The sequence below is a fragment of the Sphingomicrobium sp. genome (assembly GCA_036563485.1).
Taxonomy (GTDB): domain Bacteria; phylum Pseudomonadota; class Alphaproteobacteria; order Sphingomonadales; family Sphingomonadaceae; genus Sphingomicrobium.
Map to the genome: position 1 here is coordinate 1428421 of DATCMI010000001.1, position 20369 is coordinate 1448789.

Genomic DNA, 20369 nt, shown 5'->3' on the forward strand with positions numbered 1-20369 from the left:
GAACGACGGTTCGAGGATTTGAACAATGACCGACTCTGTCTCTCGGAAGCCCAAGCGGGCCGCCACTCATATCGGCAATCACAAGCTCGACCCCGCGACCCTGATGATGGGCCACGGGTTCGATCCGGCGCTGTCGGAAGGCAGCTTGAAGCCGCCGATCTTCCTTACCTCGACGTTCGTGTTCCAAACCGCGGCGGAGGGTAAGCGCTTCTTCGAAGGCATTACCGGCAAGAGCGACGGCACCGGCAAGGCCGAGGGCCTCGTCTATTCGCGGTTCAACGGGCCCAATCAGGAGATTCTTGAGGACCGGCTCGCCGTGTGGGAAGACGCCGAAGGCGCGCTGTCCTTCTCCAGCGGCATGACGGCCATCACGACCCTGGTGCTCGCGGTCGCCAATCAGAATGACGTCATCGTTCATTCGGGGCCGCTCTACGCCGCCAGCGAATCTGTGATCGACAAGATCATGGCGAGGTTCGGCGTGCGCTATGTCGACTTCCCAGCCGGCGCGACGCGCGAGGAACTCGATGAGGTGATGGAACGCGCGAAGGCGATGGCTGCCGACACCGGCGGCAAGGTCGCGCTCATCTATCTCGAAAGCCCCGCGAACCCGACCAACGCGCTGGTCGATGTGGAGGCGGTGCGCGCCGCTTGCGACGCGGCGTTCGGGGCCGATCGCCCGCCGATCGCGATCGATAATACGTTCCTGGGGCCCTTGTGGTGCAGGCCGCTGGACCACGGCGCCGACGTGTCGGTCTACAGCCTCACCAAATATGTCGGCGGGCACAGCGACCTCGTCGCCGGCGCGCTGGTCGGCAACAAGGCGGTGCTCGACAAGGTCAGGCTGATCCGCAACCCGATGGGCGGCATTTGCGACCCGAATACCGCGTGGATGCTCATGCGCAGCCTCGAAACGCTCGAACTCAGGATGAGCCGGGCCGGGGAGAATGCGGAGAAGGTCTGCGCTTTCCTGCGCGACCACCCGAAGGTCGAGAAGGTGGGCTACCTCGGGTTTCTCGAGCCCGGGTCGCGGCAGAAGGACATTTACGATCGCAATTGCCTCGGCGCGGGCTCGACCTTCTCGCTGTACCTGAAAGGCGGCGAGGCCGAAGCGTTCCGCTTTCTCGATGCGCTCAAGATCGCGAAGCTGGCGGTCAGCCTCGGCGGCACCGAAACCCTCGCGTCGGCCCCGGCGGCAATGACGCACCTGTCGGTTCCGGAGGAACGCCGCACGGCGCTCGACATCACCGACAATCTGGTCCGCATCTCGATCGGCGTCGAAAAGGCCGAAGACCTGATCGCGGACTTCGCGAACGCGCTCGAGGCGGTCTAGCCCCAGTCCTCCACGGCCCAGCCGCGCTGTTCGGCGAGGCGGCGGAGCTTGCCATGGGGATTCACCGCGACGGCTTCGTCGGCCCACTCGAAGGCCAGGCGGTCCGACACGTGGTCGGAATAGAAGCGGACGTGGCCGTGCTTCCCGGTGAGGCCTGACTTGTCGACCCAGTCGGCGATCATCAGCATCTTTGCCGGGCCGTAACAATTGTCGCCTGCAATTTTTGCATGCACGCGATCATCGAGCCCGATGATCGATCCGGTGCCGATCACGTCGTCGAACCCCAGCCGCTCGGCGATCGCATCGGCGTAGAGCCGGTAAGATGCCGTCGCTAGGACCAGCCGCCGCCCTTGCGCCTTGTCGCGGGCGATCGCGGCTCTTGCGCCGGGACGGATGTTCGTGGCGACCTGCTTGTCGGCAAAACTGTCCACGACGGGCTTGAGCTTCATCGGGTGCACGCGCCCGCCGAGCAGCAGCCAATGGTTGATTTCCTTCAGTCGCGCGCGGTCGATGACCCGCGCCGCATAAGCGATCATCGATAGCGCTACGAACGGCAGGAACAGCAATCGCCACGGCGCCTTGCTCAGCGCGCAATGGATCAGGAATGGCGTGTATGTCGCGCGGCGCGTGACCGTCCGGTCCATGTCGTAGACGGCAAGGTCGCTCATTTATCTCCCCGCAGGATCGCTTCGGCCAGTTCGTGGTCCTCGGCCTTGTCGACGTCGATGCCTGCAACCGGGTTCGAAAGGCGCACGGCCTTGACCGAGAGTCCGAGCCGCATGCCGAGCTGCGCCATCACTTCATCGAGGCTGATCGCGCGGATGCCGGCGAGCATCAGCGTCACTGGCCCGAGAACCGAAATCACGCGCCACGCCTTCTTGCGGTCCTGCTCGACGGAGCGCCAGAGCTTCACGGCCGGCGCGACCTTGGGTGAGCCGAGCGCGAACAGGTTGGCGCCGGTGAACGCCCCGCCGCGGAACTTCAACCAGGTCCGCTTGGCATCGGGGAAGCGGCGCAGCATCGCGTCCCGCTCGACCACGCCGATCGCAACGTCCTTGCCTTCTGCGGCGGCGCAGAACTCATCGACCATCGCCGCGTCGAGCAGCGCATGATCAGCGGTCGTCACCAGTATGGGCCAGGCGATGCTCGGATCGTCGAGCAGCTTGAGCATCGTCTCGGCGATCGTGCCCTGGGATTCCCGCACCTCGATGCGCGGGTTCGTCGGCAGCGCCTCGGCGATGCGCGCGGGCGTCTGGCTCAGCACCAGGATATTGCCGATGGAGGCGCTGCCCAGCAGCGCACGCACGGGCCGGCGCACCATCCGCTCGCCAGCCACGGGGATCAGCGCCTTCAAATCGGTGCCGAACTGCTCGGCGAAAGCATCGCGACCGGGCCGCGAGCCGGCGAGCACGATGGCGGTGAAGCTCACGCCTCCAGCCAGGACCTGATCCGGCGCCCGCGCATCGCCTGGTCGCTTGCCTGCGCCAGCCGCACCGCGTGGAAGATCAGGCTGATGATCGTCCACCACGCGACCCACTGGATACCGAGGTCCGGGCGGCCGAACAGCATCGCGACGAACAGGATCAGCATGTTCGGGTTGCGGCGCGCGGTGATCAGCCGGAACTGGCTATCGATCGGCCGCCAGACGTGGATGTGCATCCCATCGAAGCGCTTGATGAAAATGCCTTCGATCAGACGCTGCAGGACGTAGCCGACGATGATCGCCAGCAGGATCATGGTCGTTGCAACCGGCTCGATCGGGCGCCCGTAGGTGGCAAGCCCATGCGCCCATGCCCAATACCAGAAGGGTGGGTGGATCAGGTCGATGCCATGATCGAAGATGTTGCCGAGCTTGGACGAGGCGCCCGTGCAGCGCGCCAGCTTCCCATCGACCGTGTCGAGCACCATGAAGATGAAGCCCGACAGCATGCCGAGCCAGTAGTGGCCGTGCCAGAAGAGGTAGAAGGCCAGGACGCACAGAACGGCGCCGACGGCGGTGATCATATTCGGCTTCAACCCCGCGCGCGCGGCCCAGCGCGTCAGGTAAAAAGCCGCCTTCCGCCACAGGTAGAGCGTGAGCAGGTCGGTGACGCCCTTGTACGACGCGTCGTAAGCGGCGCGCTCCGCAGGCTCGGGATTGTCGGGGTCGAGAGGGATCACGAACGGGCGGTCGCGCTTCCGCAACTCGGCGTAGTTGAGTTCGGCCGTCTCGGCTGCGAGCCGGTCATAGCCCTGGGGAATGGCGCCGTTCTCGAGCGCAGCCGCAGCGGCGGACGGATCCGCGTCTGCCGGCACATGGACCATGACCGGCTCGTCGCCGACCGTCAGCACCGCGCCGGGCGAGCCGCGCATCGCCTTCAGCCAGGCCGGGTCCCAGGCAAAACGCATGCTCGCGAGCAGGACCGCGCGGCCATCCGCAGGCGCGTCGGCACTCTCGAACCCGGCGTTTGTTGCAAGCCGGCAGGCACGGTCGCGCGCGCCAATGCCGAACGGCCGTGCGGGGTTCTCACCGACAGGAACGAACAGGAGGGGCGCGTCGCTGGCCATTGCGGCGGCATAGAGTCCGCGGCGGCGGCAGGAAAGGGTCCCTCTAGGAGGCGCTTGCTCCGCCGCGCTTCTTCGCGCATCACTCTGGGGGCATGGCGGATCTCGAGGGGCATAGCGGGGATCGGAACGAGGGATCGGTGTACCGGGCGGCCGGTGCGCTGACGATCACGCGCGCCGCGACCACGCAGCGCGAGATCGACGCGCTTCCGGACCCGCTCACGATCGACCTGTCCGAAATCAACCGCATGGATACGGTCGGGGCATGGATCGTCTACCGCACGGTTCGCGACCGCAATGCCAAGGTCATTGGCGCAAGCCGCGAAGAAGCGAGCCTGCTCGACCAGGTCGGCGAGTTCGACAAGCCGACGCGCGTTACTCCCGAACAGCCCGGCGGCCTCAGCGCCGTCTTCACCGAGCTTGGTCAGTGGGTGGTCGAGGCCGGCCGGACCTTGGTCGGGCTACTCGGCTTCCTTGGCGCGGTCCTGATCGGCTTCGCCAATGTCATCCGCCGGCCGGCGCGGCGCTTCCGGTTCAACGCCGTGGTGCAGCGCTTCGACGTCGTCGGCGTTCGCGCCCTCGGCATCATCGGCCTGATGAACTTCCTGATCGGCATCGTCGTCGCGCAGCAGGGCGCGGTGCAGCTCGCCCAGTTCGGCGCCGAGGTCTACACCATCAACCTCATCGGCCGCATCAACGTCCGCGAACTCGGCGTTCTGATGACGGCCATCATGGTCGCCGGCCGGTCTGGCTCGGCCTTCGCCGCGCAGATCGGCACGATGAAGATCACCGAAGAGATCGATGCGATGCGGACGATCGGCGTGTCGCCGATCGAGGCGCTGGTGCTGCCGCGAATGATGGCGGCGATCCTGATGATGCCGCTGCTTGGGTTCTGGGCGATCATTTGCTCGCTGTTCGGCGGCGGGATCTTTGTCTGGCTCGACCTCGGCTATCCGCCGGGTACGTACATTCAGCTGCTGCAGGAGGTCATTCCGATGACCGACTTCTGGATCGCGATGATCAAGGCGCCGGTGTTCGGCTTCATCATCGCGCTCGCCGGCTGCTTCCAGGGCATGCTGGTGCAGGGCAACAGCGAGGAAGTCGGCTCTCGCACGACGGCTGCCGTCGTCCAGTCGATCTTCCTGGTGATCGTGCTCGACGCCGTCTTCGCCGTCTTCTTCAGCTCGATCGGATGGCGATGAGCGAGGCCCGGGACCGCGACGCGATCATCACCGTCCGAGGGCTGCGCAACAGCTTCGGCGAGCAGGTGATCCATGAAGGCCTCGACCTCGACGTGCGCCGCGGCGAAATTCTGGGCGTCGTCGGGGGATCGGGCACCGGCAAGTCGGTGCTGTTGCGCTCGATCATCGGCCTGCAGACACCCGCCGAGGGCGAGATCGAAGTCCTCGGCGAGAATATGATCGGCCGCGACGAGGACGAGGCCAAGAACATTCGCCGGCGCTGGGGAATCCTGTTCCAGAACGGCGCGCTGTTTTCGACGCTGACCGTAGCTGAAAATGTCGAGGTTCCGCTCCGCGAATATTTCCCCGGCATCACGCCGCCGCTGCTTGACGAGATCGCCTCGTACAAGATCGCGATGGGCGGGCTTCCCGCGGATGCCGGTCCAAAGTTCCCGTCGGAGCTGTCGGGCGGCATGGTCAAGCGCGCCGGCCTCGCACGGGCGCTGGCGCTCGATCCCGAGCTATTGTTCCTCGACGAACCCACGGCCGGCCTCGACCCGATTGCCGCAGCCGCGTTCGACGAGCTGATCCTGTCGCTGCAGAAGCGGCTCGACCTAACGGTGTTCCTGATCACGCACGATCTCGATACGCTTCATGCGATTTGCGACCGCATCGCGGTGCTTGCCGACAAGAAGGTCATCGCCGTCGGGACGATACCCGAGCTATTGGCTCTGGATCATCCTTGGATACAAGAATATTTCAATGGGCCACGGGGGCGTGCTGCCACTGGAAGCTATCAGAAAGAGGTAGTCGCCTGACATGGAAACTAGGTCGAACTACATCATGGTCGGGGCGGTCACGGTGGCGCTCATCATCGGCACCTTGCTGTTCATCGTCTGGCTTGCGGGCCTCTCGAACAAGCAGACCAAATGCTACGACATCTATTTCGCGCAGGGCGTCGGCGGGCTGAACAAGGGCTCGAACGTCAGCTTTTCCGGCGTTCCCGTAGGGCAGGTCGACAAGATCTCCCTGCTTCCGAACCGGCCGGAATTCGTGTGGGTCCGGATCAACGTCGATTCCCAGACGCCGGTGCTTCAGGGCACGACGGCGCAGATCAAGGGCGTCGGCTTCACCGGCGTAAGCGAAATCCAGCTCCAGGGCGCCGAGCGCGGTCGCCCGCCGATCCAGCAGATGGGTCCGCAGGGCTGCCCGGTAGTGCCGGCGACGTCCGGCGGCCTCGGCGCGCTGCTGAATAGCGCCCCAGAACTGCTCGACCGCATCCAGCGCTTGACCGAGCGTCTCACCGAGCTGCTCAACGACAAGAACCAGAACGCTATCGCCGACATCCTGGAGAATATCGACGCAACCACGCGGATCATCCGCGACCGCGCGCCGGAGATGGCGGACACGATCGGCGAGGTTCGGATCGCGGCGCGCAATGCCGGCGTCGCGGCGAACAATATCGCCGAGCTGTCGTCGAGCACCAACCGACTGGTGAACGAGGAAGGGCGCCCAGCCGCGCAGGACCTGCGCAAGGCGATTGCCCACGTCCAGCAGGCGACCGACAATCTCGACGCCATGATCACCGATGCCCGCCCCGGCATCCAGAACTTCACCAAGTCGACCTTGCCCGAAGCGAACCGGCTCGTGCGTGACATGCGCCAGCTGACCCAGTCGCTGCAGGGCGTGTCGGAGCGCATCGAACAGCAGGGGATCGGCGGCGCGCTCGGTCCTGAGAAGCTGCCCGACTACAAGCCAGGGAAAAGCAAATGAGCCCGCTTACGAGGACCGTGACAATCTTGACCCTGGCCGCGGCTACGGGCGCCTGCTCGCTGGGCGGCCTGCTCGGCGGGGGCAAGCCGCCGACCACCTTGCGGACGCTGGAATCGCAAGCGCCGGACCCAGGCGCGATCACCCGCACGGCCAATGCCGGTCAGGCGGTCACCATCGCGGTGCCAGTGCTGCCCAAGGAGCTGCGTACCGTCCGCGTCCCGGTGCAGCTCACACCGACCAACGTGCAATATGTCACCGACTTCCAGTGGGTCGATACCCCCGACAAGCTGTTCCAGAACCTTCTTGGCGAGACGGTCCGGCGCACGACCCGCCGCGTCGTCCTGGATCCCAACCAGACGGGGCTCGACCCCGGCCTGGTGCTTAGCGGCCAGCTGTCACGATTCGGCTATGACGCCCGCACCGGCCGCGTCGAGGTTGTGTTCGACGGCTCGCTCGCGGCAACCGGCGGCGCTCAGGTCGAAACCCGCCGCTTCACCGCAAGCGTGCCGGCGGACGGTACCAGTGCGACAGTCGGATCGGCGCTCAACAGTGCCGCCAACCAGGTCGCGCTGCAGGTCGCCGGCTGGATCGGCGGCTGACCGGAAGGGCCTTGCCTGAAGCGCGCTACAAATGTAGCGTGCAGATCATGAAAAGCCTGTTCAGCCTGTCTTCGCTCTTTGCGGCCGCGTGCGCGACGCCGCAGACCTCCTCACGAACGGCGCCGCTGGTCGACTATCACCAGCACCTCGTGAGCGCGGACTTCGCGGCGGTGGCCAAGCTGCCTCAGCGCGACGGCGCCGCCTTGGTCCGCGAATTGGATGCCGCCGGGATCGAGCGAGCGCTCGTCCTGTCGGTGGGCTACACCTACGGCGACGAACGCAAGAAGCTTAGCGAACCCGACGCCAGGACCAGCCGCGAGAACGACTGGACGTCGGCCGAGGTGATCAAACACGCGCCCCGACTGGTTGGCTTTTGCAGCGCCAATCCATTGCGTGACGCCGCGCTTCAGGAACTGGAGCGGTGCCTTGCGCTGCCGGGGATGACCGGCATCAAGCAGCATTTCGGCAACGGCGGCGTATCGCTGCGCAACCCCGATCACCTGAAGCGTGCGCAAGCCGTGTTCGCCCTTGCGCAGCGCCACCGCGCGCCGATCCTCATCCACATGCGCGCGCGGGGCGGCACCGATTATGGAGCCGAGGACGCACGCATCCTGATCGAGCAGGTGCTGCCGATGGCGCCTAGCGTCGACGTCATCGTCGCCCATCTCGGCGCCTCCTCTCCAGGCTACACCGAGCAGAACGACGCCGTCATGGAAGTCTTCGCCAATGCCGCTCGAGCGAAGGACCCGCGCATCCGCAATCTGTTCGTCGATACTGGCGCCAACATCGATGCGGACACGACGGCCGAGCAGGCCGCGCTTGCCGCGAGGCGCATGCGCGACTTCGGGGTGTCGCGGATACTCTACGGCTCCGACCTCAGCGCGCCCGGGGGAAGCATCGGCGCAGGCTGGCAGCTGTTCCGTGCGAAAATGCCGCTCACCGCGACGGAGTTTCGAACGATCATGAGCAACCGGCGGCCGTTCCTCCGCTAGGCGAGGCTTTTCGTCACTTGTTCGTAGACGTCCTTCGACAGCCCTGACGTCGCGGCGACCCGCTCGAGCGCGTCGCGCATCATCCCGGCGCGCTTGGGCTCGAACCGCCGCCAGCGGCCGAGCGGCGGCACAAGCCGCGCGGCGATCTGCGGGTTGAGCTTGTCCGCGCCGACGATCATGTCCGCAAGGAAGCCGTAGCCGCGCCCGTCAGCCGAATGGAACGCCCAATGGTTGCCGGCGAACATGCCGACGAGCGAGCGCAGCCGGTTCGGGTTGGTCATCACGAAGTCCGGGTGACCGGCGAGGCGGAGCACCTGGTCGATCGTATCGGGACGCTGGGCCGCGGCCTGGAGCGCGAACCATTTGTCGAGCACCAAAGCATCCTCGCGGAAGCGGTCGTAGAAGGCCTGCAGTGCCTCCTCACGTTGCGGGGCATCGAGCGAGACGAGGATGCCGAGCGCTCCTTGCCGATCGGTCATATTGTCGGCGGCATCGAATTGCGCCTTTGCGAGTTCGGCCGCTTGCGCGGGGTCGCTCGCAGCGATCAGCCCAAGCGCCACCGTGCGAAGGCGACGGACGCCCTTGGCGGGCGAGCTGAGATCGCTTCCCGCTGCACCCTCGATGCGGTGCGCGGCCAGCAGGTCGCCTTGCAGCGCGGCGCCGATCGCCTGCCGAAGGGCGTCTCGCGCGGCATGGATCGCGTCCGGGTCGACGACGTGCATCCGCTCGGCAATCAGGGTGTCGGAGGGAACCATGATCGCGTCGGCCTTGAACGCCGGATCGAGCGAGTTGGAGCGAAGCGTCGCACCGACCGCGCGGATCACCGGCTCGAAGTCGACTGTTTCACCGCGGGCGCCGGCGGTCAGCACCCGCATCATCATTTCCTGCATCGCTTCATAGCGGGCGAACGGATCGGTGTCGGTCTGGGCCAGCCGCTCGAGCTCGCCATCGGGTCGCTCGACCTCCATCATCACCGGCGCCGAGAAGTGCCGGTTGATCGACAGCATCGGCGCTTCGCCGACGTTGTCGATGGTGATGCTCTGCTCCGGCTGGTCGAGGATGATCAGCTGCTCGCGCACGATCTCCTCGCCGCTGTCGCGCCCGATCAGCGCCGTCTTCAGCGGGATCGGCATCGGCTTTTTCTCAGGCTGGCCGGGCGTCGGCTCTACTTTCTGCCGCAGGTGAAGGGTAGCTCTGCCCGCCGCGGCATCATGGTCGAGGCGCGCGTGAACCTTGGGCGTGCCCGCCTGGCTGTACCAGATCTTGAACGCGGAGAGATCGACGCCGCTCGCATCCTCGAGCGCCGCGACGAAGTTGTCGCAGGTCGCGGCTTCGCCATCGTGGCGATCGAAGTAGAGGTCGGTGCCGGCGCGGAACTTGTCCGCCCCGAGGACAGTGTGGAACATCCGGATCAGCTCGGCGCCCTTGTTGTAGACGGTCGCCGTGTAGAAGTTTGAAATCTCGATGTAGCTGTCGGGCCGGACCGGATGGGCGAGCGGGCCCTGGTCTTCCGGAAACTGCGCGGCGCGAAGCACGCGCACGTCTTCGATCCGCTTGACCGCCGCGCTTCCGACGTCCGCCGAAAAGCCCTGGTCGCGAAAGACGGTGAAGCCTTCCTTCAGGCTCAGCTGGAACCAGTCGCGGCAGGTGACCCGGTTGCCGGACCAATTGTGGAAATATTCGTGAGCAACGACCCGAGCGATATTGTCGAAGTCGCCATCCGTCGCCGTCTCCTGGTCGGCGAGCACATAAGCCGAGTTAAAGACGTTGAGGCTCTTGTTCTCCATCGCCCCCATGTTGAAGTCGCTGACCGCGACGATGTTGAACTGGTCGAGGTCATATTCGCGGCCATAGACGTCCTCGTCCCACTTCATCGAAAGCTTAAGGCTGTCCATCGCGTGTTGCGTGCGCGGCAGGTCGGCTTCGCGGACCCAGATCGCGAGATCGACCTTGCGGCCGCTCATCGTCGTGAAGCTGTCGCGGTTGGCTTTCAGGTCGCCGGCAACCAACGCGAAAAGGTAGCAGGGCTTTAGGAACGGATCGTCCCATTCCGCCCAGTGGCGTCCGCCGCCGCTCTCGCCCGAGGCGACGCGGTTCCCGTTCGACAGGAGCACCGGAAAGCGGCTCGCGTCGCCTTCCATCCGCACGCGATAGCGCGACAGCACGTCAGGCCGGTCCGGGAAGAAGGTGATGCGGCGGAAGCCCTCTGCCTCGCACTGCGTGCAGAGCATGCCGCCCGACGCGTAGAGGCCCATCAGCTTGGTGTTCGCCGCGGGATGGATGTCGACCACCGTTTCGATCGTCGCGCGGTCACCGGCGACCTCGACGACCAGTTGTTCGCCTTCGAGGCGATGGTCGGCTGCCTCACCGTCGACAGTGACGGACACGAGCTGCAACTCGTCGCCGTCGAGGCGCAGCGGCTGGTCGTGATCGCCGTTCCTGACCACCTGGAGCGTGGCGCGCACGCGGGTACGGTCGGCGTCGAGCGCAAAGTCGAGGCTGATCTCCGGGACCAGCCAGTCCGGCGGCCGGTAATCCTCACGACGTATGGTCGTGTGGGTTGGCGAGGGCGGGGCTTCGGGCGCAACTTGCGCGTCGGGAATGGTGGTGCGGACGTCGAGCATGAATGGCAGGTAGGCGTGAAGCGAAGCCGCCTCAACCCGGCGGGAGCCGTTGCGCCGCAAAGCCGTTATGATCCGCGCATCCCAAAGGAGGAACGACTCATGAGCAGCCTCGACCAGATTCGCGAGCATATGGAGATCATCGGAGCAGACGGCGCGCACCTCGGCACCGTCGATCGGGTCGAAGGCGATCGCATCAAGATGATCCGCAACGACAGCGGCGTCGCTCATGGAGACCACCACCATTATGTTCCGGCCGGTCTCGTCGCGGAGGTCGAAGGAGAGCAGGTCCGCCTGAGCGCCAATGCCGACGTCGTCGCTGCCTTGTTCGAAGAGGAACCGGGCGGAGAGCCGATCGGCTGACGCGCCAAGGCACTTGATGCTTGCCTCCTGTTCGGCTGGAATGCCGGGCAGGGGGGAAAACCGATGCGCACATCAATGATCATGCTGGGCGCCGCCGTGGCGGTCCTTGCCGGCTGCGGCCAGCAGGCCGAAAGCCCGGACAGCAACACTGCTGCGAAGAAGACTGCGCCCAAGAAGGAGCGGCCGCCTTACTGCTTCTTCAAGGCCACCGAGATGAAGGACTGGAAGGCGAAGCGGGACAAGAGCGGCAATGTCGTCGTCTCCGCGACGCTTTACCGATCCGATCCAGCCTACAAGGCGCTGCTGTCGCCGGCGACGATCGCCGGTGCATCGGCTGAGATCCGGCCGACGATCACCGTCAACGATACGGGCTATGCGGCGCCCGGCAATTGGTGGGCCGTCAGCCAGACCATCCCCGGGAGCGCAGCAGTCACCAAGGTTACGGTCTTGTGTGGCGAGAAGACCACGAAGGAGCTGTCGGTACCGCGCCGGAAATAAGCGGCGGAATGTTGCCGAGCTTATTGAGAATAGGGGAAAAAGAGCGCACCTTTGCTGCATGGAGCGGCATGGACTGACAGAGTCGGGGGCGGGCAAGTGGACGCGGCCCGACGACTATCTCGAAGCACTTGCCCGCAAGCGCACCGCGCGGAAAGCGGCGTCGCCGCACGCCGGCCGAACGGAACCGGAAGCGCCGCAGCTGATGATGTCGACCGTGCCGTTCCTGGCGCTGATCGCCTTTCTCGGCGTGTTGACGATCGGAATCGTCATCGCCGCTTTCCCGGGATCGCAACCGCTGCCGCGCCCACCGCAAGTCGCCGCCAAGCAGGTCGGCGTCGCCGCGAAGGGATGGCTTCAGGAAGCCGAGAAGGACTTCCACAAGTAACCGCTGGTGGTGCCGTTCACCTGCCCGCAATCCGCAGCGAGGAAGGGGTGAGCCGATGATCGCCGTCGCGCTCCTGTTCCTGGCGCAGGCCGCTCAGGCGGCTCCTGAGCCCGCCGCAACGCCGCCGCGCGAGCCGCGCTGCGGCGTGCCGACCGGCGAGAATGCGATCGTCATCTGCGCCGAGCGGCCGGAGGGTTACCGCCTCAATCCTGACATCCTTGAAGCCAAGCGGCTCAAGAAGAGCCGGAACGCCGGCAGGCCACGTCCGAACAATCCAAGCTTGCGTCCGGATTGCGCAACGGTCGGTCCTGCGCCCTGCGTCATGGCTGGCCTCAACCTGATCGGCGCCGCGCTCACGGCCGTGCAGATGGCCAAGCGCGCCGCCGAAGGTAAAGAGGTCGGAAGCATGTTCGTCACCGACCCGCAGCTCAGCGAATACCAGCTTTACGAGATCGCCAAGGCGGAGCGCGAAGCGAAGGAGGCGGAGCAAGCGGCGGCGAAGGCAAAGGCAGCAGCGCAAGCAAAAGCCGCCGGCAAGTAACCCGTCGTCAACCGTCGGCGGTTATTGACCGCTCTCGTGAGCAAGTCGTTCAACAAGAAGACCGTCGAACTGGCCCAGCAGCCGTCGCGGATCCGGCGGGAGCCGCCGGTGCAGATCGTCCAGAAGGCGGTCCGCGCCTATCCGACCGAGCGTGAGGTGTGGACCGTGGTGATCGGCGTCATCCTGTTCGCCATCGCCATCTCGATCATCATGGTCGGCGTCAGCGACGCGACCGCGAACTAGCTACTTCCACAGCTGCATCGAGCGGATCGCGGCCGGCAGCTGCGGGTCCATGTCGGCGCGGCTGATCGTTCGCTGGACCAGACGCCACCCGCGGCGGACTCGTCCGCGGCGCCAGACATCGGCGACCCACATCGCGCCAGACACGTCCTTGCCGTCGAGCGTCGCCTTGAGCTCAAGCGGAGCGGCGAACAGTGCGACGGTGCCGAGGTCGCGGACGACGACATCGCCGAAGCTGTAGGCCGAGCAGTCGTAGCGCTTGCCCGCGGCTTCGAGGAAGCTCGGACGGTCGAGGATCGCCGGCGGCTTCGACCCGGTCAGCAGCAGGAAGTCCTTCGACGTCAGCGACTTCAAGGTCTTCAGGTCGCGGTTGACCCAGGCGCGCATCCAGCGGTGCTCGAGCGTTTCGATGGTGGCGGAAAGGTCGGCCATCGCCGCCGCCTAGCCCAGGCGGACACGCGAATCGAGGCTTAACGCGCGGCGTTGATCCAGAAGCTGTAGCCGAAGGCGACGAGCATCAGTGCGCCAAGCAGCGCGACGTAGCGGTAACGCTTGTTCATGGCCGTACGCCGTACGCGAGGCGGCGGTCCAGTCCATCACCTAGGTTAGACCGGCCAGCGTCCGCTTCTCGCTACCACAGCGGTCTGGCGGGCCTGTGCCGCTCGCGAACGACTTCGCCGGCGATGAGGTGCGCCTTGAGCTTGCGGGTCATGATGCCCGCGCCTTCGCTGCTCTTGCAGACGAGGCGGACGCCGCCGGAGGGCAGGCGCTCGATCGCCGAAATGCCGACCTGTTCGGCAAGGCATTTGGCAACGACCTGACCTTCATCGAGGTCGACGAGGAGGGCGCGGCTCATTTGGCATGTTCGTTCATGAAATTCCCTTTCGGCGGTGACAGGTCAGCGGCGCGTGCTGGCCGGATCGATGCGGCTGGCATCGACGTCGAACTGCTCTGCCACCACATTGAGCGCGGTTGTGCCCGCGGCGGTGCGGGCGCGCTTCGACAGGCGGCGGCAGGAAGCGGCCTGCTCGCGAAGTCCGTCAGCCGCCTCCTCGCGGCTCATCGGCGCCTTCATGCCGCTGCCAGCGTCAGCCTTGCCGACGCGGCACGGCGGTCGCGGCGGATCGTCTCGATGCGCGCGCAATAGCCGTGGGCTAGGGCGAGATGGGCGGAGCGCGACGGTTCGCAGGCGGCGCGCGCGGCCATCATCAGCGAACGGCCGCGGCGGTGATAAAGATAATTGAGGTCCACGTGCGGAGCTCCCGGTGCAGGTAAGCGGGAGCATGCCAGTCTCTCAGCCGCACAGGCTTACGATGGAAATCCGTGCGATTTGCCCTTGTAACACAGGTGGCCGCCGCGACCTAACGATCATCGCGCGCGAAGCACGATTTTCCTGCTTCACGAGCCGAGCCGCAACGGCGCACTGCCCAGCGAAACCTCAGTGATGACCGGCTTTTATCGTCGCAGCGGGCTGACGCTCGTGCCGGCGGACAAGCCGCTACGATTGCTAAACCTTGGCGTGCGACAAGACGCACCGGAAAAGCCTAGAACGGGGACGGAAAGCCGACATGCGAAGATGGTTGCTGCTGCCCATCGCAGCGCTCGTCAGCGGACCGATCGCGGCGCAGGAAGTTCCGCACGAGGGTCCGCCGCCGCCGATCGCGCCTCCCGAACCGCCGACGCCGCGCCCCAAGCCTTCGCCCGAACATCTGCGGCTGGGGCAGCAGCTTGCCGGCCTTATCGTCGACTCCGAGATTCACGAAGAGGTGATCCATACGCCGCCTCCCAAGCCGCACACCGGGCGCATCGTGGCTCGCCCGACTGCGCGGTGGAACGTCGCCTCGGCCGCGGCGGAAACCTATGCCGAACTTTATTCGATGGACGAGCTGAAGGCGATGATCGCCTTCTTCGAAAGCCCGGCCGGGCAGAAATATCTGAGCGCGCGGCGCGACGGCGTGGTAAGGGTCATGCACATCTTCCGCCAGCTGCCCTGGTACACGGACCTCTATCACGAAGCGTGCGGCGGGCAGGAATTCTGCCGATGGAAGCCCGGACAGTAGAGCTTTGTAGCGTCTATTCGGCCTTGCCGTGGGCGTAGCTGAGCACGCGGGACAGGCGCCATTTGCCGTCGGGGCCAAGGACCCAGACCATCGCGAACTTGGCGCGGCCGGCGAGCATTTCCTTCCCGTCGACGCCGTGGCGTTCGTAGACGAGGTGCTCGCCCACCTCCATGGCGCCCCAGCCAGGCACCGGATCGACGTGAAGCGAGCTGCGCACCAACTCGCGCCGGGTCCGCCATGCGGGGGGATCCTCGCGGTCGTGGCAGTTCTTGTTGAAGATGGCGACGAAGTCGTCGGCCTTGTGGACGTTGAACCCGCTCTTGTCGTGATAGAATTCGACATCGTCGGTCAGCCACTCGCGAAACCGCGGGATGTCGCAGCGGCCTTCAAAGAACAATTTGAAGAATTCGGCGTCGGCGGCGGCGATCTGCTGCTCCAGCTGCGCCTGCGGCGGAACGGTGACGGGAGCGGCAGCCGCCGCCGCGGCGGCGAGGATGGCGAGGAGTGTCATGCGTGTTAGTCGTATAATACAGTTGTGCGACGGTCAATCAGCGGTGCGGGCGGGGGATCGAGGCCGTTGCGAACGGCTGCACTGGGTCTTTTGCGGAGCCGTGCCAGCTTAGCGCTGGGGAACCGCTGGATGGAATCATCGTTGGCCGTGCCTAACAGGAGGAAGAATCATGAAACTCAAGGTCACCTATCTGGCCGCTGCGGCGCTCGTCACTGCGGCTGTTCCGGCCGTCGCCCAGGACACCGCGGATCCTGCAACCACGACCGTTCCGGCGGACGACAATGACGACGATGGCGGCAAGTGGGGCCTTTTGGGCCTGCTTGGCCTGGCCGGCCTGCTCGGCCTCAAGCGCCGCGATCGCGATGACCATCGCACCACTTCGACGACCGACCGCCGCTAAGTAAGCTGGACCGGTAGTTAGGGGCGGCCCGCCGTGGCCGCCCCTTTTTTGCGCCCTCGGCACGGCGGCCCTGCCGGCCGTTTCCGGATTGGCTCGCACTGCGGTATCCTTTCCCCGGCATCAGGGGGAGAGAGAAGATGTGGCTTGCACGAGCTTGGGTCTTCGGCGCGGCGATTGCGGCGGCGGCTTGTTCGCCGGCGGAGCAGCGGCACGAGGCCGCCGTCGATACCAAGGCCGAAGAAGCGAAGCTGATGCAGACCAGCCGCGACTGGTCCAAGCTTGCGGAGGCTGGAAAGGATGCGCAACGGGTCGCGGCCTATTGGGCGGACGATGCGGTGCTGATGCAGCAGGGCATGCCGACGCTGCGCGGGCAGGCCGCCGCGCGGGACATGGCCGAGCAGATGATCAAGATCCCCGGGTTCAAGATCAGCTGGGAGCCGATCGAGGCGCATGTCGCTGCGTCGGGCGACATGGGATATATCATCGAACGTAGCCGGGTGACGGAGCCGGACGCCAGTGGAAAGCCGGTCACGCACGAAATGCGGGCGCTGACCGTGTGGAAGAAGGACGCCAGCGGAAATTGGCGCAACGCCGCCGACATGTCGAACGCCGAGGTGAAGGGCTAATGTGCTAGCGGCCCGGCCGGTCAGGAAGGGAGTCGAAATTCGCGCATCCGCGACCGGCAGGAGCCTGCAAGCAGCCGCGCTGACGTTGATGCTGGCGGTGCTGGCGAACTGCGGCGCGCCGACGCGGCCGCCGCCGCCGCGGGCGACCTTCGCAGGGCTACCGATCAGCGGCAGCATCGAGGACGCGAAGCGGGCGGGCTTCACCAATTGCCTGCCCGACGAGCGGACCATGCGATGCCGCAGGAACGGAGTCACGCTGTTCGGCTTCGGCCCGTTCAATGCGGCGGTCGATCTCAACGGCCGCAACGGCGGCGGCGGGTTCGACCAGCTGACGATGTGGCATGACGCCAACCAGGACGCCTTCATCCCGCTGGGCACCGCGCTGGAACGGCAAGGCTGGACGATGTGCATGACGGGCGACGGAAACAAGGGCGACCAGGTGATCTACACCCGCCATGGCACCGACGTCAGGATCATGATGGACCTTAGCTATTGGGGGAAGCGGCGGCTGCGCCTGGTGCCGCCGTGGAACAAGCAGGACCGGGGCTGTTGAGAATTGGGGCGGAGCCGTGCGGCCCCGCCCCTTCATGCGCCTAGCGGTTGTCGAGCTGGGCGCGGACCGCTTCGAGGCCGCGGCGATTGGGAACCCCACAAAGTGGTACTTTGTGTGGGCCCCGGAGCGCACTGCCGCGGTCAGCGGTTGTCGAGTTGACTTCGCACAGCCTCAAGGCCGCGGCGGCTGATGCGGTAGGGGGCTCCGCCGGAGCTCGCGATCAGTTGGCGCTGCTTCAGCCGCTTGAACACGGGGAGCCGGCAATCGCCGAGCCGCCAGCCTTCGCGGGTGAAGCAGTCGACTTGCGTGATCTTGCCCGTCGACGGGCAGCGCCGGTGGACGATGCGTCCGCCCTGCGCCAGCGCGTGCAGCACGCGCTGTTCATGCTTCGAGATGTTCACTGGATGTCACCGTTCTGATGAATTCAGACGGCGTGGGGAGAGCGGCGGGCTTGGTCAGCCAGGCCGCATCGGCCACACGCGCGAACGGACAACACTGGCGCCGGAAGCCGGCGTCAGGTCCGTGTCAGCGTGCGGCAATCCCGGACATGAACCACTCCAAAGGTGTGCGGAGCGGGCGTTTAGGTGGGGGTGGGGTGGGCGTCAAGGCAGCAGAAGCAGGACTTTCAAGCTGCAATTTTCCTTAGCGTTCTAGCAAGGTAGGGGTCCAAGCAGCCGTAGCTCGCCGCACATCCTAGAAAGAAGTCGTCGGGGGAATGCATGATCCTTGCAGCCTCTCCCGCCCATCGCTGAGCCAGCGGCAGAAGGTAAGTCTTGCCCGATATCACTTGGCAGAGATCCGAATTGGCTACCCGTTTCTGAATAGTCCGCGCTCTGCTGATTATGGGCGCCCCCTTCGCCTTTATTTCTTGTTTGACCTTTGCGGCTTGGGCTCGCACACGGGCACTATCTGGAACCGTGACCCCACCTCGTTTCTGGGCCATTGACAGTACTCCGATGCTGGAGGTCTTCGCCTCACCATCAACTTCATGATGAATCGCATAGGCGAGGCTCAGCCAACGCAAAGTTGGTCCCCAAGTGCCTCCAAAGAAGGATTGGTATGATCGCGAGAGCGCGAGCAAATCTTTGTTGGGCCTATCTCCCGTTCTTCTGACTTGTGCACTGAAAGGTTTGCGAGATCGAACTCTTGAGGAATGACGGCCAAGACTTTGGTGATGTTCTCGATAATTGGCTCAACCCTTGAGCGGACAGCTTCAGCGCTTATCCCTTCAACGCGCGGAAAGCGGCGGAGCGCCTTTTGCGCCTTAGTCGGAAGAGCTCGTTCTTGCGCAGTTGGAACTTGGATCGACCCGAAACCCGAGTGCGTCGGAAGTGAGATCAGTGATAGCAAAAGATCTCTTAGGAACTCGCTTCTAAAAACACCTGTCCGGTTTTGAACGAGCGCATATCTATCTTCGGCGAGGCCGATGGCTTGCGAAAGGCTTGCCCCCAATACCGAACCGAAAACATTCCGCTTCCGACGCCGAGCGAATGATCTCGCTGCGTACCGACTGTCAGTGGCAGAGTCGGTCCGATACTGCCGGTCCAGACCCAAGTACATTGGCGTTGGAACAGTAGACAAAAAGGAGAAAACTGGATGACTTCCAAGTTGCACACGCAAGCTCGTGTAATATGACGAACGCGCTTCGCGCGACTCAGAACTAAACAGGTCCTCTTCGTACTTTACGTATTCAAATGGTTCTTTCACCCCGGAGCAGGATATAGAAACGACACCTTGATCGCTTTTCTGTGCTTTTACAAAACACTTTTTCGATCCCAGTTCGAAGTCGATTCGAATAGTCAAGAATGGTATATGCGCGAGAACTTGCAGATCTGGGGCAAGCAACGCGACGAGGGTCGCCAGTAGAGAAGTCTTACCAGTTCCGTTCACGCCTGTGATGAACGTGAGGTCGCCATTGAGTCTGACGTCGACTTGACGAGAGTGGTTGAGCCCGGCCGCCTGGTACCTCAAGAGCTTCATTAACTGTCTTCCTACTCCGCCCCCTCCGAACATTCCGGCGGCGCTGTGCGCCGCCGGAGCGTTTAAGTCCGCTCCGCCCTTATGGCGACTCGCCCAACGACCGTCATTCCGCCGCCACCCCAGCCGCCTCGAACATGTCCGGCCCGTCCGCCTTCGCGGCCGCCGCGCCATCGTTCGCCGCAGCCTCGGCCTTCGCCTTCTGCCTGCGGTCGAAATTGTCCCAAACGCTGTTCCAGTCGCCTCTTGTCGCGCCCTTTGAATATTCCGTCGCGCGGGTTTCGAAGAAGTTGGCGTGCTCGACGCCGTTGAGGAGCGGCGCGAGCCAGGGGAGCGGGTGCTCGTCGACCATGTAGACCGGCGCGAAGCCGAGCTGGCCCAGGCGCCAGTCCGCGATGTAGCGGATGTACTTCTTGATCTCCTTGGGTGTCATGCCGTTGACCGGACCCTGCTCGAACGCGAGGTCGATGAACGCATCTTCAAGCCGCACCGTCTTCTGGCAGACGTCGATGATGTCTTCCTTGACCGACTTGGTCAGGCAGTCGCGTTCCTTCACGAAGGTGTGGAACAGCTTGATGATGCCTTCGCAGTGAAGGCTTTCGTCGCGCACCGACCAGCTGACGATCTGGCCCATGCCCTTCATCTTGTTGAAGCGCGGGAAGTTCATCAGCATCGCGAAGCTGGCGAACAGCTGCAGCCCCTCGGTGAAGCCGCCGAACATGGCGAGCGTCTTGGCGATGTCCTCGTCCGTATCGACGCCGAAGGTGCTGAGGTAATCGTGCTTATCCTTCATCTCCTTGTACTGCATGAACATGCTGTACTCGGACTCCGGCATGCCGATCGTGTCGAGCAGGTGGGAGTAAGCGGCGATGTGGACCGTTTCCATGTTGCTGAACGCGGTCAGCATCATCTTGATCTCGGTCGGCTTGAACACGCGGCCGTATTTGTCGTGGTAGCAATCCTGCACCTCGACGTCGGCCTGGGTGAAGAAGCGGAAGATCTGCGTCAGAAGGCTGCGCTCGCTCTCGTCGAGCTTCTGCGCCCAGTCGCGGCAATCCTCGCCCAGCGGCACTTCCTCCGGCATCCAGTGGATCTGCTGCTGACGCTTCCAATATTCGAACGCCCACGGATATTCGAAGGGCTTGTAGGTCTTGGAGGCTTGGAGGAGGGGCATG

Annotated in this window: 27 protein-coding genes; 15 read left to right on the plus strand and 12 right to left on the minus strand. The window is 64.8% G+C overall.

Annotated features, from left to right (window positions below; translation table 11 throughout):
- The first annotated feature begins 25 nt into the window (after positions 1-25).
- Positions 26-1330, plus strand: a complete 1305-nt coding sequence (locus tag VIL42_07390) for a cystathionine gamma-synthase family protein (protein ID HEY8592672.1) — start codon at positions 26-28, stop codon at positions 1328-1330.
- Here the strand turns inward: VIL42_07390 and VIL42_07395 are convergent.
- From VIL42_07395 to VIL42_07405, 3 genes are read right to left on the minus strand one after another with little or no spacing between them, the layout of a single operon-like run.
- Positions 1327-1998, minus strand: coding sequence for an HAD-IB family hydrolase (locus tag VIL42_07395; GenBank protein ID HEY8592673.1), 672 nt, complete (start codon positions 1996-1998; stop codon positions 1327-1329). The genes VIL42_07390 and VIL42_07395 overlap by 4 nt on opposite strands.
- Positions 1995-2759, minus strand: a complete 765-nt coding sequence (locus VIL42_07400) for an NTP transferase domain-containing protein (GenBank protein HEY8592674.1) — start codon at positions 2757-2759, stop codon at positions 1995-1997. Before VIL42_07400 ends, VIL42_07395 begins: the two co-directional genes overlap by 4 nt.
- Positions 2756-3877, minus strand: coding sequence for a CDP-alcohol phosphatidyltransferase family protein (locus VIL42_07405; GenBank protein ID HEY8592675.1), 1122 nt, complete (start codon positions 3875-3877; stop codon positions 2756-2758). Before VIL42_07405 ends, VIL42_07400 begins: the two co-directional genes overlap by 4 nt.
- 92 nt (positions 3878-3969) lie before the next feature.
- On the opposite strand from VIL42_07405, the gene VIL42_07410 reads away from it, so the two are divergent.
- From VIL42_07410 to VIL42_07430, 5 genes are read left to right on the plus strand one after another with little or no spacing between them, the layout of a single operon-like run.
- Positions 3970-5076 carry an ABC transporter permease gene (locus tag VIL42_07410; GenBank protein ID HEY8592676.1) on the plus strand — a complete coding sequence of 369 codons (1107 nt, stop codon included), beginning with the start codon at positions 3970-3972 and terminating at the stop codon, positions 5074-5076.
- Positions 5073-5873 (plus strand): ABC transporter ATP-binding protein, encoded by an 801-nt coding sequence (locus tag VIL42_07415; GenBank protein ID HEY8592677.1) that lies wholly within the window; start codon positions 5073-5075, stop codon positions 5871-5873. Before VIL42_07410 ends, VIL42_07415 begins: the two co-directional genes overlap by 4 nt.
- A gap of 1 nt (position 5874) precedes the next feature.
- Positions 5875-6828 (plus strand): MlaD family protein, encoded by a 954-nt coding sequence (locus VIL42_07420; GenBank protein HEY8592678.1) that lies wholly within the window; start codon positions 5875-5877, stop codon positions 6826-6828.
- On the plus strand, positions 6825-7427 hold the full coding sequence (locus VIL42_07425; GenBank protein ID HEY8592679.1) for an ABC-type transport auxiliary lipoprotein family protein: 603 nt from the start codon (positions 6825-6827) through the stop codon (positions 7425-7427). Before VIL42_07420 ends, VIL42_07425 begins: the two co-directional genes overlap by 4 nt.
- A gap of 47 nt (positions 7428-7474) precedes the next feature.
- Positions 7475-8419, plus strand: coding sequence for an amidohydrolase family protein (locus VIL42_07430; protein ID HEY8592680.1), 945 nt, complete (start codon positions 7475-7477; stop codon positions 8417-8419).
- On the opposite strand, the gene pepN is transcribed toward VIL42_07430, so the two are convergent.
- On the minus strand, positions 8416-11043 hold the full coding sequence (gene pepN, locus VIL42_07435; GenBank protein ID HEY8592681.1) for an aminopeptidase N: 2628 nt from the start codon (positions 11041-11043) through the stop codon (positions 8416-8418). The genes VIL42_07430 and pepN overlap by 4 nt on opposite strands.
- A gap of 99 nt (positions 11044-11142) precedes the next feature.
- Here pepN and VIL42_07440 point away from each other — a divergent pair, with 99 nt between their 5' ends.
- The 5 genes from VIL42_07440 to VIL42_07460 all read left to right on the plus strand — a co-directional run bounded on the left by VIL42_07440 (position 11143) and on the right by VIL42_07460 (position 13070).
- Positions 11143-11403 (plus strand): DUF2171 domain-containing protein, encoded by a 261-nt coding sequence (locus VIL42_07440; GenBank protein HEY8592682.1) that lies wholly within the window; start codon positions 11143-11145, stop codon positions 11401-11403.
- A gap of 75 nt (positions 11404-11478) precedes the next feature.
- Positions 11479-11901, plus strand: coding sequence for a hypothetical protein (locus VIL42_07445; protein HEY8592683.1), 423 nt, complete (start codon positions 11479-11481; stop codon positions 11899-11901).
- Positions 11902-11959: 58 nt separating this feature from the next.
- On the plus strand, positions 11960-12286 hold the full coding sequence (locus tag VIL42_07450; GenBank protein ID HEY8592684.1) for a hypothetical protein: 327 nt from the start codon (positions 11960-11962) through the stop codon (positions 12284-12286).
- 55 nt (positions 12287-12341) lie between these two features.
- Positions 12342-12827 (plus strand): hypothetical protein, encoded by a 486-nt coding sequence (locus VIL42_07455; GenBank protein HEY8592685.1) that lies wholly within the window; start codon positions 12342-12344, stop codon positions 12825-12827.
- 36 nt (positions 12828-12863) lie between these two features.
- Complete coding sequence (locus tag VIL42_07460) at positions 12864-13070, plus strand: hypothetical protein (GenBank protein ID HEY8592686.1); 207 nt, start codon at positions 12864-12866, stop codon at positions 13068-13070.
- Here VIL42_07460 and VIL42_07465 read toward each other — a convergent pair whose 3' ends face one another.
- From VIL42_07465 to VIL42_07480, 4 genes are all read right to left on the minus strand, one after another.
- A complete protein-coding gene (locus VIL42_07465) occupies positions 13071-13499 on the minus strand; it encodes a nuclear transport factor 2 family protein (GenBank protein HEY8592687.1) in 429 nt (142 codons plus the stop codon). It abuts the gene before it with no gap.
- Positions 13500-13698: 199 nt separating this feature from the next.
- Positions 13699-13923, minus strand: coding sequence for a hypothetical protein (locus VIL42_07470; GenBank protein HEY8592688.1), 225 nt, complete (start codon positions 13921-13923; stop codon positions 13699-13701).
- Positions 13924-13965: 42 nt separating this feature from the next.
- Positions 13966-14142 carry a hypothetical protein gene (locus tag VIL42_07475; GenBank protein HEY8592689.1) on the minus strand — a complete coding sequence of 59 codons (177 nt, stop codon included), beginning with the start codon at positions 14140-14142 and terminating at the stop codon, positions 13966-13968.
- The gene (locus tag VIL42_07480; GenBank protein HEY8592690.1) at positions 14139-14318 is read right to left on the minus strand and encodes a hypothetical protein; all 180 of its coding nucleotides are present in this window, start codon (positions 14316-14318) and stop codon (positions 14139-14141) included. The genes VIL42_07475 and VIL42_07480 overlap by 4 nt, the downstream gene beginning before the upstream one ends.
- A gap of 317 nt (positions 14319-14635) precedes the next feature.
- Between VIL42_07480 and VIL42_07485 the strand changes: the two genes are divergently transcribed.
- On the plus strand, positions 14636-15127 hold the full coding sequence (locus tag VIL42_07485) for a DUF2059 domain-containing protein (GenBank protein ID HEY8592691.1): 492 nt from the start codon (positions 14636-14638) through the stop codon (positions 15125-15127).
- A 13-nt stretch (positions 15128-15140) separates the two neighbouring features.
- Here VIL42_07485 and VIL42_07490 read toward each other — a convergent pair whose 3' ends face one another.
- Positions 15141-15638: a nuclear transport factor 2 family protein gene (locus VIL42_07490; protein ID HEY8592692.1), complete on the minus strand. Its 498-nt coding sequence runs from the start codon at positions 15636-15638 to the stop codon at positions 15141-15143.
- A gap of 169 nt (positions 15639-15807) precedes the next feature.
- Between VIL42_07490 and VIL42_07495 the strand changes: the two genes are divergently transcribed.
- The 3 genes from VIL42_07495 (at position 15808) to VIL42_07505 (ending at position 17217) form a co-directional block, all read left to right on the plus strand.
- Entirely contained in the window at positions 15808-16038 is a 231-nt protein-coding gene (locus VIL42_07495; GenBank protein HEY8592693.1) for a WGxxGxxG family protein, read from the plus strand.
- A 137-nt stretch (positions 16039-16175) separates the two neighbouring features.
- On the plus strand, positions 16176-16664 hold the full coding sequence (locus VIL42_07500) for a DUF4440 domain-containing protein (GenBank protein HEY8592694.1): 489 nt from the start codon (positions 16176-16178) through the stop codon (positions 16662-16664).
- A gap of 1 nt (position 16665) precedes the next feature.
- The gene (locus VIL42_07505) at positions 16666-17217 is read left to right on the plus strand and encodes a hypothetical protein (protein HEY8592695.1); all 552 of its coding nucleotides are present in this window, start codon (positions 16666-16668) and stop codon (positions 17215-17217) included.
- 140 nt (positions 17218-17357) lie between these two features.
- Here the strand turns inward: VIL42_07505 and VIL42_07510 are convergent, their stop codons facing one another.
- From VIL42_07510 to VIL42_07520, 3 genes are all read right to left on the minus strand, one after another.
- A complete protein-coding gene (locus VIL42_07510; GenBank protein ID HEY8592696.1) occupies positions 17358-17618 on the minus strand; it encodes a YjhX family toxin in 261 nt (86 codons plus the stop codon).
- A 610-nt stretch (positions 17619-18228) separates the two neighbouring features.
- Positions 18229-19197 carry a hypothetical protein gene (locus VIL42_07515; GenBank protein ID HEY8592697.1) on the minus strand — a complete coding sequence of 323 codons (969 nt, stop codon included), beginning with the start codon at positions 19195-19197 and terminating at the stop codon, positions 18229-18231.
- 103 nt (positions 19198-19300) lie between these two features.
- Positions 19301-20368 (minus strand): ribonucleotide-diphosphate reductase subunit beta, encoded by a 1068-nt coding sequence (locus VIL42_07520; GenBank protein HEY8592698.1) that lies wholly within the window; start codon positions 20366-20368, stop codon positions 19301-19303.
- Between the last annotated feature and the right edge of the window lies 1 nt (position 20369).